The organism is Saprospira grandis (assembly GCF_027594745.1).
Classification (GTDB): domain Bacteria; phylum Bacteroidota; class Bacteroidia; order Chitinophagales; family Saprospiraceae; genus Saprospira; species Saprospira grandis.
On record NZ_CP110854.1, the window covers coordinates 3,440,307 to 3,454,229 of the forward strand.

The following is a 13,923-nucleotide window of genomic DNA, read 5'->3' on the forward strand; positions in this document are numbered from 1 at the left end:
CCCCACGGCTAAATGTAACGATCCAGATGGCTGTGGGGAATCCCCACGGCTAAATGTAACGATCCAGACGGCTGTGGGGAATCCCCACAGTTAAATGTAAGGATCCAGATGGCTGTGGGGAATCCCCACGGCTAAATGTAAGGATCCAGATGGCTGTGGGGAATCCCCACAGCTAAATGTAAGGATCCAGATGGCTGTGGGGAATCCCCACAGCTAAATGTAAGGATCCAGATGGCTGTGGGGAATCCCCACAGCTAAATGTAACGATCCAGATGGCTAGGGGGAATCCCCAGCTTAAATGTAAGGATCCAGATGGCTAGGGGGAATCCCCTAAAGCCAAAAAAAGTCCGCAATACAAATTGTACTGCGGACTTTTGTTTCTTGCGATTATCTTTCGCCATAAAAAGAAGTCATTTAGAGCTCTCTAGACCTTTGTTCTCAGATAGGCCACTACTTTTTCCCAATCTTCAAAGGGCGTTTGGCCAAAATGGATATGTTCTCCAGCAAAGCGATCGGCACCATTCTTTAGGCGGTCATCAATAAGGAAGTGGCCCTGATTGAGCTGCTTATTGTGGGAGAGAATAAGGCGTTTGTGGGCATTTTGGCCCAGATGTTTTTTCACCCAGAGCAGCTTGTCAGACCAAGCCGAGGGGTTTTCCCAAGGAGCGGTAGACAATAAATAGGCATCAAACAATTGGCTGAGCTCTTCAAAGGCGGCCAAAGCTCCTGTTAGGGGCTGCATGAGGGAAAAAATACCGGGTACCTCATCTAGGCGGCCCTCATACTGGGCCAAGGTATCGGCAGAAAGCTGGGCAAAGGCCGAGGGGAAATCCACCAGCACATTGTCCATGTCAAAATAAAGGATCTTTTTCATCTTAATCGGTTTGATTGACGCTATAGGCCGTTTCCACTAGGTCACGGTAAAAGCCGTCGGGTTTTTGCATTAGAGTTTGGTGGTCGCCCATCTCCATTTTTCGTCCTTTATCGAGGACCAGAATTTGGTCGGCATGTTGAATAGTCGACAGGCGGTGGGCAATAATAATAGAGGTTCGTTTGGCAATCAATTTCTCAATAGCATACTGTATAATGCCTTCTGTTTCGGGATCAATAGCCGAGGTGGCCTCATCTAAGATCAGAATATCGGGATCAAAAACAAGGGCCCGAACAAAAGAGATCAGTTGCCGTTGGCCCATAGACAAGGTGGCGCCTCTTTCCATCACCTGATAGTCATAGCCGCCGGGCAGGCGCTCAATAAACTCATGGGCCCCAATCATTTTGGCGGCGGCAATCACCTGCTCTAGGCTGATATTTTCCTCTCGCAGGCAGATATTTTCATAGACCGAGCCTGAAAAGAGAAATACATCTTGTAGCACAATAGCGATGCGGCTACGCAGACTACTGAGCTCATAATTCCGAATTTCGGTATCATCAATAAAGATTTGGCCCTTATGGATATCGTAAAATCGGTTAATGATATTGATAATCGTGGTCTTTCCGGCGCCCGTACTCCCTACAATAGCCATCGTTTGGCCTGCGGGCAGCTCAAAGCTGAGTCCTTTCAGAATCCATTTCTCTACTTCTTCGGCTTTTTTATCTTGTTCATAAGAAAAGTGGACCTTATCAAAGCGGATGCTGCCAGCCAACTTCTCTACCTTTTGCTCGCCATTATTCTGGATCTGTTTGTTGCTATCAATGAGGTTAAAAACTCGATTGGCGGCTACCAGTCCCATTTGCAGGGAGTTGAATTTATCGGCCAGCATCCGAACGGGGCGGAAAAGCATGCCCAGATAGAGCGGAAAAGCCACTAGCACCCCAATACTTACCTCTTCACTAAGGACCGATTGGGCCCCGTACCAGACCATAAGGCCCAAAGAAGCTGCCGAGAGAATCTCGACCATAGGGAAGAAGATCGCATAATAAAAAATAGAGCGAATGTTGGCCTCCGTATAGCGTTTATTGATCGCATCAAACTTTTTGAGCTCTTGTTGTTCGGCATTAAAGATCTGAACGATGCGCATGCCCGTGATGCGTTCTTGCAAAAAGGCATTCATCTTAGACACTTCCGTTCGCACGCTTTCGTAGGCCTTTTTCACGGCCTCCTTAAACCAATAAGAGCCCCAGATGAGCAGGGGCAAGGTAGTCAGGCAGACCAAAGTGAGGCTCCAGCTAGAATAAAGCATAATGCCCAGCACAAAAAAGAGGGTCAAAACATCGGCAACAATCGTAATGGCACCTTGAGAAAAGACCGTATTGATCGTTTCAATATCATTGATAGTGCGGGTGGTAGAGTTGCCGATTGGCGTGCGGTCAAAGTAGCTCAGCCGCAGGCTATTGATATGTTTAAAAACCCGCAGTCGCAGGTCCTTAATCACAGATTGGCCCAAAAGGCCAGTAATATAAGTAAAGAAATATTGCAGGGCGCCTTCAAAGAGCAGGACCCCAAACAAAAGGCCTACTATCCAGAGTAGACCTTGATAATTGCCGGCAAGAATATATTGATCCACACTCAATTGGACCAAATAGGGCCTGAGGATGGCCAGTGGGGCCAAGACAATAGAGAGGGTAGCGGCGGTAATAAAAATAAATCTGTAGGGGCGGACCAACTTGAGCAGCCGAAAGAACAGCTGACGGTCGGCATAATTGCCCCTTTCTTGATTAGCGTTAGACATGCAGTTGGTTTAGCGAATATGCACAATTTCATCATAAACACGGAGCGACTTCAAAAGGTTGAAGTCCTGTTCGCTTTTACAAATGAGCTGCAAACCGATAAATTTCTGATTTTCGTGTTGGTTAATGAAGTCCATTTTCAGGACCTCTTCAATTTCCCAGCTGCCCAGCTCTTTGCCCAGCTTGGTCACTAGTTGCATACCGGCCTGAACCTGGCCTTCTTCTACATCGCCTAGAATAACGATGCGAAGTTTTTTTAGAAATCCGTAGACCACACGAACGCGGAAGCGGTTTTCTGTGGGTTTAGCTTGTTTTTTAGACATAAGGTTGTTGTTTAGTAGTTGTTTTTTTGGGGGCTGCCCCAGCGCGGAGCGCTGGGTCGGGCTGGGTCGCAGCTCGCAGGTCTGCTCGGCCCTGCGGCGGCTTTGCCGCCTGGGTCTGGCCTTCGGCCACTGCTGTCCATCCCTCAGCCGATAGGGCAAGGCGGGCGCTGAGGGGGCGAGCCCCTCAGGAGAGCGGGCGCTTTGCGCCCGCCCTGCCTAAGTCCTTAGGACCAGTTGGCCTCTGCGGCAATGAGTAGTTGGCTGGTGCAGCCAATATGCTCTTCGAGTAAAATTTCTTTATTGTGGCGAAGCATACTGAGGGCTTCATCGGTTTGGTGGCGCAGGCTAATCAGTTGGAGATCGCTGCGCAGTTCGGTCATATAGGCTTGGGCCAGTTCCTCTAGCAGGCCGCCTAGCTTTTGGGGTTCATAATTGATACAGACTGAAAAAGCCAGGGCGGTATTTTGGGTCATATTGACCTTAATACGGTGTTTGGCAAAGCTAGCAAATAGGGCCGAGAAGCGGGCTTCATCCACAAAATGAAAATCTTTGGCCTTAATTTTTAGTAGGGCTTGATTTTTTTTGACCACAAAAATCGGCGGGTATTGTTCGACCTCTTCGGCAGAGACTAGGCTGCCTCTTTCTTGGGGTTGGACAAAGGACTTTACCCAGAGGGGAATATTTTTATTTTGGAGGGGGCGTAATGTTTTGGGGTGGATCACTTGTGCCCCATAATAAGTCATTTCTATGGCCTCGGCATAAGAGATATTATCGAGTTGGATGGTATTGTTAAAGAGGCGGGGGTCTGCATTGAGCAGGCCGGGCACATCCTTCCAGATGGTTAGTTCTTGGCTATTGAGGCAAGAGGCAAAAATAGCGGCGGTATAATCGGAGCCTTCACGGCCCAGGGTGGTGGTAAAATTCTCGCTACTACTACCGAGAAAGCCTTGCGTAAGGACCAATTGATTTTGGAGTAGGGGGGGGACGATCTTTTGGATGCGGTTTTGGGTTTCGGTCCAATCCACTTGAGCGTCGCGATAATTATTATCGGTGAGGATACAATCGCGGACATCCAGCCAATGTGTTTTTAGTCCTTCTTCATTGAGGTAGGCGGCCAGGATGCTAGTAGAGAGTAGTTCGCCTAGAGAGACAATCTGGTCATATAGGTAATCGTAGCTATCTTGGGGTTCTTCTTCAAGGATCCATTCTACATCGACAAAGAGGTCATTGATTTCATCATAGATAGGGTGTTGGGGGTTATTGAAAAGGCCTTGGAGTAGTTCTAAATGTTGTTGGCGGACGGCTTGGAGTAAAACCTCTGCTTGGCCTGTTTGTTGCACATAGGCCAGCACCACTTTCTCTAGGGCGTTGGTTGTTTTTCCGGAGGCGGAGACAACGAGCAAGAGATTTTCTTGTTGATATTGGCGAAGGATTTGGACCACATTTTTGATTGCGGGCACATCTTTAATAGAAGCGCCACCAAACTTGAAAACAGGCATAAGGGCAATTTATTAAATAAGGTAAAACTTGTTCTTATTCACTCTGAAGAAAGTGTATAAGGCAAAGACTGCTTGATCTGTTTGCAAAAGTACAATGAACTAGGCTAAAAACTAGGCATCTTCTAGTTGAAATGCTAATTTTACGCAGCTGGGCCTTAAAAACGGCTGTCTATGCGGAGGAAAGGGCCTAATATTATTATGCCTTAAGTTGCTTGCAGCTTTCATCTGGGGAGTGTAAAAGCGGAGGAGGAGCATTTGGCCTAGCGATGTGCAGCAGTGGCCCGCAGGGCCAGACCGAGCCGCTGAAAGCGGCGAAGGGCCGAGCGAATAGCGAGCTGCGGAACGTAGCGCCGCAAGGCGAAGCCGCAGCGGAGGCCCCTAAAAAAAAGAAAAAATAGACCAAAAAATAATATATGAATCGATCGACATTAGTGGCTTTAGCATTAGTTGCATTTTGCGGCATGCTAGGGGCTCAGACAGAAATCATTTATTTGGAGAACCCTTCATTTGAGGACGAGCCACGGCCGGGTTGGCAGCCTAGGGGCTGGATAGACTGTGGATTTGCGGGGGAGTCTCCGCCCGATGTGCAGCCCTTTGGGGGCTTTGGCGTGACGCAGGCGGCGCATGACGACAACACCTATTTGGGGTTGGTGGTGCGAGACAACAAGACCTGGGAAGCGGTGAGTCAGCGATTGGCACGGCCGATACGGGAGGGGCAATGTTATCGTTTTAGCATATACTTGGCACGGTCGGCGCAGTATGTGAGTCCGACCAAGCGCAAGCCCAATGAGTTGACCAACTTTAACAAGGGGGCGATATTGCGGATATATGGGGGGAACTCTCCGCGGGAGAAGGCGGAATTATTGGCCAGTAGTGATATGGTGAGTCATACGGACTGGCGGCCCTATAAATTTGAGTTTACGCCAAAGAAAAGCTATCGATACTTTGTGTTGGAGGCCTATTATAAGACGCCCACCATGTTTTACTACAATGGGAACTTGTTGTTGGACAATGCCTCGGAGATTTACAGTTGTGAGATTCCGGAAGAAAAGCCGGACAACCCCATATTGGCACAGGTAGATCCGGAAAAGAAGACCAATGTCAAGCCATCGCCCAAGGAAGAGCCGGTATTGCCGGAGGCGAAAGAGGAGCCTAAAGAGGAGGTAAAAGAAGTGGATCGTGGGGATTTCAAGGGAGATTTGAAGGCGGAAGACTTGGCTTTGGGGGATAAATTCCGTTTGGACAACCTTTATTTTCAGGCGGATTCATCGAGCATTACGCCTGCGGCGGCATTGGAGTTGAATGAATTGGTGGCCTTTATGAAAAAGAACAAGGGCGTATCGATAGAAGTGGGGGGGCATACCAATGGCTTGCCCACGCATGACTACTGCGACAAACTATCGCGGGCTCGGGCCAAGAGCATTTCGGCTTATTTGACGGCCAAGGGGGTAGATCGTCGACGGATCAGTTATCGGGGATATGGTAAGCGCAAGCCCATAGCGGATAATGAGACTCGGGAGGGGCGGAAGTGCAACCAGCGGGTAGAAATAAAAATTACAAAATTGGAGAGGAACTGACTCTTTGATTAACAATATATTAGCGAGCCTCCTTGAAAAAGGGGGCATTTTTTTTGCAAAAAGGTTTGGACAAATCAGAAAGCCGTCTTATATTTGCAACGCACTCGGAGGAATGGGTGAGTGGCTGAAACCACCAGTTTGCTAAACTGACGTACTTCGAAAGGGGTACCGCGGGTTCGAATCCCGCTTCCTCCGCCAGATTTTGGCTTTGGCCAATTCGGGGTTTGGCGCAGTTCGGTTAGCGCGCCTGCTTTGGGAGCAGGAGGTCACAGGTTCGAATCCTGTAACCCCGACAAAAAGGTCCTAATTATCGTAGAGATGATTGGGGCCTTTTATACTAAGTTTATGATATATGGAGGAATGGGTGAGTGGCTGAAACCACCAGTTTGCTAAACTGACGTACTTCGAAAGGGGTACCGCGGGTTCGAATCCCGCTTCCTCCGCTGCGAAAAAAACCCGACTACTGGGAAGTAGTTGGGTTTTTTTTGTGGGTAAAATGGAGGGGAAGGAAATCCCCGAGCACTGGAGTGGTCGGGGATTTTTGTGTTGTGGTGGGGCTCTTCTTAATTTATATTAGTTCTTGCTAGTAATTATGTCGGTGAGGTGGTTGATGTCTGTTATGATTTCTTTTAGAGTGGAGCAAGCTACAATATAAATTATATGTACTTTGACACTAATAATTTTTCCTTAAAAATCTATTAGCTTTTTCTTTGTCTGCATTTCTTAAGCAAGATTCAATTTTTTTATTGATATAACTCTTTATTGGGATCAATTTTATTCCCAGATCCGATTTATTAGCGATTTCCAATAAGTTTCTCCATTCTGAGGCTTGGATGTCTCCAATAATAACATCTCCAGAATAAGTCCCACCATTTTTTCTCCACATTAACTTGCCAAAAGTTTCTTTATCTTGATTTAATGAAATAAATAACAAGAAAATCTCTTCAAATAATTTTTTTCTTGAATTTCTTATTAGGTCGACAATGATTTGCATTTTCCTGTAGTCTTTATTATTATCGACTACATATTGTCTGATGAAATTATCTGCTTTTGAACTATATTCATCTTTGAGATTTCTAAAGAATACATTGCAGTAATGCTCTAAAATACCAAAGTATAAATCTTTCTCAATTACTAAGTCAAATACTTGGATAAGTGTATCTTCTATATTATCTATATTCCATACATAACTCATATCGCTATGGTCACCACTAAGACTATGTCTTTCAGTAGAAGAATATAGACTTTCAACAAACTCAATCAAGAAATTTTTATCAACCTTTAATATTTGCAAAAATCCTTTTCCTTGATAATCAAAATGATGTTGAATAATATTTTGTTGGATATAAGCTTTTTTAATTAACTCAATATCATCTCCAAGCTTTTCAAAATGTTTACTGAAAAAGTCCATCCCAACTTGTAACCGTAAGCCTTTCTTTTCGTTCTTTTCAGTAATTAACTTTAAAATTATCAGAAACAGATTTGGCTTTACTTTTAAAAATCGCTCAAGTCTGCCAAAATGAATTGTACTGGGTTTGTCCATTTTTGAAATTGTTTTAATCAATGAATCGGATAGTTTATCATTGATTAAAGTATCATCTATGTAATCATAAAATGATAATTCCCAGAGCTCTTTATTTTCAAATTGTGATTGCTGAATAAGTTTCCAAATTTGATTGACGGCATTCTCAACTTTCAACTGATTTCTAAAAGTAACTCTTGGAATATAGTTAACCTGATTATCATTTTCAATTACTTTCTTTAACAAGGCAAGGCCTATTTTTAAGTCTTTTGAGTAATTTTCATCAATAACAAAATCTAGAGCATTGTTATAACTCCATTTGTTGTCCGCTGAATTCTTGAGTAAAATGAAAGTATCGTAAAAATTGTTGATTTCGTCTTCATTGGTTAAAATGAATGAGCTTCTTATTTCTGCCTCTTTTAATCGCTCATATTCTCGCAAATCATCAAATTCATACAGTTCCCTATCTCTAAGTCTATCCCAATCAATTTTCAAAAAAGTTAAATATGTTTTATTGACAAATTTACCTGTTAGATTTGAGAATTCGGGTAAATTTAAATTGTATCTTCTAAACCACCTTATTTGGTTTTGGACATATTTACAATGTTCAAAACTTTGACTAGTTAAATGCTTGTTAATTATCTTGAGTATAAATAGGGCATCGAATGACATTATCTCTTTATTGTCTGGATAAACTCTTGAATAATTCTTTAAAAGATTAAAAGCCAGAATTGGTTGAGAGTCAAAACTACTTTCTAGAGACTTCCAAATTTTTGTTCTGAATTCTTGAATAGTAACACTATTTGGAATCGGATATTGATAATGAATAAAACTATTTTTTCTACCTCCTTTTAATTGCTGGAATTTATAAGAAAGAAAAGTTTTAGCAAGTTCGTAAAAGGATGTATAAAATAATAACAAATTATTTTCTACTCCTCTTATTAGAATATCGAATAAAATTTTTTGCCTATAAAAGTTCGAATATTCATCATCTTTATCAAAAACCAATAAATCTCTAATTTTATGTATCAATTCGGGCAACTTATTCGGTTTACGTGATACATACTCAAATAATAATTCAATAGAATCCTTTAAATTTTTACTATGAAGACGAAAAAAATTACCTAGTAGTTCAATGATTTCATCTTTGTCATAATTGAACTGATTTGTTTCATAAGAAGTATCGTATGTAGTTTCTTCTACTTTGGGAAGTGCTTCTATTTGCTGATATGTAAACTCTAAAGTTTGGTCTTGTAAATAGAACCAAAATGAATTGAGAAAATCAAAAGATTTGTTGCTGTCAGAACTAATGTGCGTCCAATAATCTACCAAGTCGGGGTTAATTTTGTCCATTACATTTTGTGGACCAAAAGTATTGTTGGCAGGAATAATAGTATCTTTAAATCTAATTTTATAGTTTTCAAAGTAGTTCTTTAGGAGAGTGCTGAATGAAAGTAAATTATCTTTGATAAATGCTTTGTAAAAGAAAAAAGTCGCAAGATTTTGCTCTGGCACTTTCACGTGTTCAAATTGAATTTCTACCAACTCTAATTTGTCGAGAGTATCAATTATATCAATAAAATCATTATACGAAACATCAAACTCTTTTAAAATCGATTCTGTTACTTCTCTATTTTTATACGGAATAGTATAAAAGAAAGCAATTAGTCCAAGACATTTTATGTTTAAAGGGCTTTCAAACTCACCATCATCTTTGATGAAGGTTGAAAAATACTTTTCAAATAAATCGGATACATTGTGAAGGGCATATAAATTTTGTTCTTTTTTAGCTAAAAGCGATGTCATTATAGCCAATCTTGGATTTCCATCAGCAATTCTTACTATTTCCTTATGGTAATCAGGGTTTAATATTTTAAATGGCTCAGGTTTTATTATATCAATAATTTGTTCATCTGAAAGCTTGAACAAGTCTATTCGTTGAGTTGAAAATTCTTGACATTTTCTGCCAATTTCTTGAAACGCATAATCCCTAACTGTAATTATTATCTTAAGTTTTCCGTTTCTATTGGCTTTAAAAAAACCTGTTATTTGTTCAAATGCATCAATTCTATTTGCATCATCTACAAAAAGTATATAATCTTTGTCTACATCAAAATATTGGTACAAATCGTCAAGTAGAGTATGGCTTTTGTAAGAAACACAGTAAGCCTGAAAAGAATTGTTTTTAGATAGGTAATTATTGATAGCTTCAAGTGCTAACTTTGTTTTTCCAACTCCTGGCGCTCCTGTAAGAATTATAAAGTCGTGACTATCTATGGCATTACTTAATTCTTCAAGTTCTGTTTCTCTATGTAGAAATGTATTGTTTAATGGTGTCGCAATACCTTTTGAAGCTCTATCATACTCCTTGATGAAGTTTTCTATTGAAACTATTTGACCTGTATCTAAAGGTAGACCTAAATAATGATGAGCTAAATCTCTATGATTTAAGTGAAGTTCTAAAGCTAGTTCTTGTAACATCAAATATTTAATTATAATATCAGCTTTATAACTTTGAGCAAGTGTATCTAATTCGATTATTTTATCTTGACCTATATTCCAATTAAAACAAAGAATGATTTCTTGAATTTTTTCAATGGGGATTTTTGTCTTGTCTGGGTTAAAACAAGCTTTTATGTCATTGGCAAGCTTGTTTTTTGTACTTGTATCAGTTGTTATTTCAGCGTACAAAAAATTTCCGTTAGGTAATTGGAAGAAAGTATCAGGTGTTCCTTTTGTTGTCTTTTGTTTCCCTATTTGGCTTCCTGTTCTAGATATAGCTAAATAGTTATTATCTCTAATAGTTAAATAACTATCGCAAAGCTCTTGAAATCTAGTTCCGTTAATTTCTTTTAGCCGATTTTCTATTGTTTGTAGTCTACTCATATCAGTCAATTTTATCTAGGGTAGAGGATGTGTATATTTGTGCGATTATTTATGTGTCGTAAAACGAGTTTTGCTAAATATAGACTTTACTTCATCTGAGACAATAATAGTATATTTTTTAAATATTTCCCACACTACCTCCCCCCACAACAACCTCAAAGCAAATTTTCAAATCACTATATTTTACAGCCTTCAGCCCCAGTTTTTTGAGGCGAGCCAGCGACAAACTCTTTTGATCGCCTAGTTCTTCATTCAAAAGGGAAGTTGGAGCCAGATAAAAACACCATTGGTCCATATCCAGCGGGTTGATCGTTGCTTGATCCTTATGATCCAACAGGCAGAAAATATAAATATCTGCCTGCCTTTTGTATGTTTCCGAGTAATTTCCATCCTGCAGCAGCCCTTTAGTAGGCGCAATTCCAAAGCTAATACTAGATAGCTTTTTCTGCGCCCATGCTTGGATATAAGCAGCAGATTTTATCTCAATTTTGACCTTCCCTTTTTCTGTTTGGGTTTCAAAATCATAGGCATCCCACTCTAAACGGCTAGGGGAATTTATGTCTAGCGCCATTTTTACAATGAATTCCGCCAGAATGCCTCTAGTTCGGTTTTCTATTAAGTTCGATTGATTCCATTTCCAGAAATCCACCAGCTTAAATGCTAAGGATTTGGAGTTGGCTAGAAAAGCGGTATCCTCTTCTAAGTTAGGGGGAGTATAGTCTGTTTGGTAGGTCTTTTTGTTCATTTGAGTGGGGGCGGTATATAGTTAAGGGATAAGGCGCTTTTCTATTTATTATGGAATAGAGTATAAGATAGTCATCCTTCCTATAAAAACAAAGTCCAGCGGTTAGAGCAAAAAAAAACGCCTAGCTCTCACTAGGCGTTTTTATACTCTTTACTAAGCAATCTATCTGAAAATCACTTTCCGTTCCAAACGCTGCCCATTTTCTAGTTGCAGACGCAGAACATACAAACCTGCAGGCAATTGCTGACGCTGAATCTCAATCTGCTGAGCGGGCGTTTCGGCCCACTGACGCAACTGACGCCCCTGAAGATCATAGAGCGAGAGCTGTAGCTGCCCCGCTGGCCAGTTGTTGAGGCGAAGGAATACCCGCTCTTGAGCAGGATTAGGAAAAACTTGGCCTTCTACCAAAGGCACCGAAAGTTCGTCTACTCCAGCAGCCAAACCACAAACCTCATTGTGCAAAAACAAAAAGCTGTTGTCAAAAACAGAGTCTTGCCATGTAGGCACATTAGGGCCTCCAGACATATAACTAACGTGGTCATTGCTATTCGGAATGGTAATCAACCCATTGGTCAAGCCCAAATCATTGGCCTTTTGCGTGATCGTTTCGCTGCCCTCTACATAGACAATGTCCACGCTGAATCCCCCTGCACTAATAGAGGCAAAACCAGGACCATAAGGCACTACATCATCGCCATCATCATGCACCGAAAATACGGGCGGATCGTTGGCATCCATCCAGCTCGTACGAGCCAAAGCGCCAGAATAGTTAATCACGGCATGGATCTCAGAAGAATACTGATAGTTAGAAGAACTGTTGCCTTCTAAGCCACCATTATTCTGAATAATCGTGTCAATATGAGCCGGAATGGGGTCTGTAGCATCTACAAAACCGGCTTGCATGGCTGTAATTGCCCCAGCAGAAACACCTCCTGCAAAAATGTAATTAGTATCAATCTGATAAGGGTTGCCATTGGCCGCATCTTCCCGCAATTTACGGACAGATGCTTTCATGTCGCCCATCGCCTTGATGGCCACATCTAAAAAGTCAAATGAATCGGGCAAGGGAAAAAAAGGCCCATCATACAAACGATAATCAATGGCTACAGCCACATAGCCCTGCTGCGCCGAGTAATGGCAAAGACTAGCCAATTGCTCCCGATCGCCAGAAATAAAGCTGCCGCCAAAGGCCCAAATAATAGCCGGCCGATCGCTGATTTGATCATTCGCCGGATAATAAATATCCATATACAATTGCTGTGTATCGCCATTAAAGGTAACGTTCTCCCCAAATTGTACCGCCAAAGCCGTGTCAATATCAGTGAAGATAAGCTCCCGATAACGCTGCCCATCACAGCCGTTTTGAGCCATTAGGCTCGACCCAAAAAACAGGGCCATTAAGAAGTAAAATAGCTTGCTCATAAAATATGATGTTGTTGGTTACTGCAATACAGCAATATTACAAAAAAAAATTCTTTTGTAAAATTATTGTTAAGCCGTAAACTCTCCTCAATATCACTTAGTTTGAAGAACTAATATTTATTTTTTGGGGCCTCCGCAGCAAAGCTGCGGCGCTACGCTTTGGGGCTCGCAGGTTTGCTCGGCCCTGCGGCGCTTGCAGCGCCTGGGTCTGGCCCTTCGGGCCACCCCGCCGCATCGCTAGGCCAAATGGAATTCCTAGACTTCAAGCAGCTTACCAACTCAAATAAGGCAACAGGCGATCGTAGTTTCCACTCCCATCATCAAACTCAAAAAAGGTTTGCAGGACATGTGGACCATCAAATGGTTCTTGCTCTTCTCGCCAACGAATAATCGCCTTGGCTTGCTTCCAATTTAAGTAGGGGTGGCTTTTTAGCTCTTCCTCTGTAGCTGTATTCAAGTTGATTTTCTTAATATTATGTGGCCGGCAATGTAGCTTCCCCTTGATTTTTTGATAGGTAGAATCAGGTAAACCATAAAGCTCGGCTACTTGCTCTACCTTGTGAAATCCGCCCAAGGCTTTTCTAAATTTTACAATTCTTCGGGCATAGCCTGGCCCAATTCCGCGCAGCTCTTGCCAGTCTTGCTCATTGGCCGAATTGATCTCTAAACGATCAAACTTAGGCCGCCTTTTCTGCTTTTTCTTCTTCCGTTCATAGGGCTCAAAATTAGCTGGCCGCCCGGGCAACTGTATATAGGGCTTCAAGCGAATATAATCCGCACTATCTAAGGTGTAAATCTTCGCCAAATCTTCTTTGTAGCGATACTTTCCCCCCCTTAGACCGATAGTTAATTATGAACCTAGCCGTCCTTGCCGATAAGCCCAGTTGCTCTAGCTCCTCTTGCTCTGCCAAATTAGGGTCAAATGGAGCCAATACAATTTCTTCTGGGGCCAGACTGTCTACTTTGTCTTGCTCCAAAAGTAAAACTTCCATTTTTAATGGTGGCTCTGAATTAGGCCGCCAATACAAATAACTATTGAGCCCAAAGAAAAATAAAATCAAGATAATTAAGGTCAGGGCCGCAACCCGCTCCGAACGACTGTAGTAAAAGTAATCTTGTAACATAATGAGAGAAATTGAAGGTGACAAAATCGCTCATTTTGTTTTGGCCCTTAAAGATAAGATTTAAGGTTGTAAACGCAAATTTACGTTCAGTTTATCTGTGGTCTAAGGAAAAGAAAAAGCTTGAACCTCAGTAGGTTCAAGCTTTCTATTATTTTGGG

The 13,923-nt window shown here is 41.9% G+C and carries 11 protein-coding genes and 3 tRNA genes; 4 read left to right on the forward strand and 10 right to left on the reverse strand.

The window, feature by feature from the left end:
- Nucleotides 1–254: 254 nt before the first annotated feature.
- The 5 genes from OP864_RS13560 to OP864_RS13580 all read right to left on the reverse strand — a co-directional run bounded on the left by OP864_RS13560 (nucleotide 255) and on the right by OP864_RS13580 (nucleotide 4,489).
- A complete protein-coding gene (locus tag OP864_RS13560; RefSeq protein ID WP_270098696.1) occupies nucleotides 255–401 on the reverse strand; it encodes a hypothetical protein in 147 nt (48 codons plus the stop codon).
- A 23-nt stretch (nucleotides 402–424) separates the two neighbouring features.
- Nucleotides 425–874, reverse strand: a complete 450-nt coding sequence (locus OP864_RS13565; protein ID WP_270098697.1) for a 5' nucleotidase, NT5C type — start codon at nucleotides 872–874, stop codon at nucleotides 425–427.
- 1 nt (nucleotide 875) lies between these two features.
- Complete coding sequence (locus OP864_RS13570; protein ID WP_270098699.1) at nucleotides 876–2,669, reverse strand: ABC transporter ATP-binding protein; 1,794 nt, start codon at nucleotides 2,667–2,669, stop codon at nucleotides 876–878.
- A gap of 9 nt (nucleotides 2,670–2,678) precedes the next feature.
- A complete protein-coding gene (locus OP864_RS13575) occupies nucleotides 2,679–2,990 on the reverse strand; it encodes a hypothetical protein (protein WP_270098700.1) in 312 nt (103 codons plus the stop codon).
- Between the two features lie 224 nt (nucleotides 2,991–3,214).
- Nucleotides 3,215–4,489, reverse strand: coding sequence for an aspartate kinase (locus tag OP864_RS13580; RefSeq protein WP_270098701.1), 1,275 nt, complete (start codon nucleotides 4,487–4,489; stop codon nucleotides 3,215–3,217).
- 413 nt (nucleotides 4,490–4,902) lie between these two features.
- Between OP864_RS13580 and OP864_RS13585 the strand changes: the two genes are divergently transcribed.
- The 4 genes from OP864_RS13585 to OP864_RS13600 all read left to right on the forward strand — a co-directional run bounded on the left by OP864_RS13585 (nucleotide 4,903) and on the right by OP864_RS13600 (nucleotide 6,509).
- Entirely contained in the window at nucleotides 4,903–6,066 is a 1,164-nt protein-coding gene (locus OP864_RS13585; RefSeq protein WP_270098702.1) for an OmpA family protein, read from the forward strand.
- Nucleotides 6,067–6,172: 106 nt separating this feature from the next.
- A tRNA-Ser gene (locus tag OP864_RS13590) sits at nucleotides 6,173–6,264 on the forward strand.
- Between the two features lie 20 nt (nucleotides 6,265–6,284).
- Nucleotides 6,285–6,359: transfer RNA gene (locus tag OP864_RS13595), tRNA-Pro, on the forward strand.
- Nucleotides 6,360–6,420: 61 nt separating this feature from the next.
- A tRNA-Ser gene (locus tag OP864_RS13600) sits at nucleotides 6,421–6,509 on the forward strand.
- A gap of 230 nt (nucleotides 6,510–6,739) precedes the next feature.
- On the opposite strand, the gene OP864_RS13605 is transcribed toward OP864_RS13600, so the two are convergent.
- The 5 genes from OP864_RS13605 to OP864_RS13625 all read right to left on the reverse strand — a co-directional run bounded on the left by OP864_RS13605 (nucleotide 6,740) and on the right by OP864_RS13625 (nucleotide 13,765).
- A complete protein-coding gene (locus OP864_RS13605) occupies nucleotides 6,740–10,474 on the reverse strand; it encodes an nSTAND3 domain-containing NTPase (RefSeq protein WP_270098703.1) in 3,735 nt (1,244 codons plus the stop codon).
- A gap of 118 nt (nucleotides 10,475–10,592) precedes the next feature.
- Nucleotides 10,593–11,219, reverse strand: a complete 627-nt coding sequence (locus OP864_RS13610; RefSeq protein WP_270098704.1) for a hypothetical protein — start codon at nucleotides 11,217–11,219, stop codon at nucleotides 10,593–10,595.
- A gap of 162 nt (nucleotides 11,220–11,381) precedes the next feature.
- Complete coding sequence (locus OP864_RS13615) at nucleotides 11,382–12,641, reverse strand: T9SS type A sorting domain-containing protein (protein ID WP_270098705.1); 1,260 nt, start codon at nucleotides 12,639–12,641, stop codon at nucleotides 11,382–11,384.
- 271 nt (nucleotides 12,642–12,912) lie between these two features.
- Nucleotides 12,913–13,446 carry a ComEA family DNA-binding protein gene (locus OP864_RS13620; protein WP_270098706.1) on the reverse strand — a complete coding sequence of 178 codons (534 nt, stop codon included), beginning with the start codon at nucleotides 13,444–13,446 and terminating at the stop codon, nucleotides 12,913–12,915.
- The gene (locus tag OP864_RS13625; protein WP_270098707.1) at nucleotides 13,421–13,765 is read right to left on the reverse strand and encodes a ComEA family DNA-binding protein; all 345 of its coding nucleotides are present in this window, start codon (nucleotides 13,763–13,765) and stop codon (nucleotides 13,421–13,423) included. Before OP864_RS13625 ends, OP864_RS13620 begins: the two co-directional genes overlap by 26 nt.
- Nucleotides 13,766–13,923: the final 158 nt, after the last annotated feature.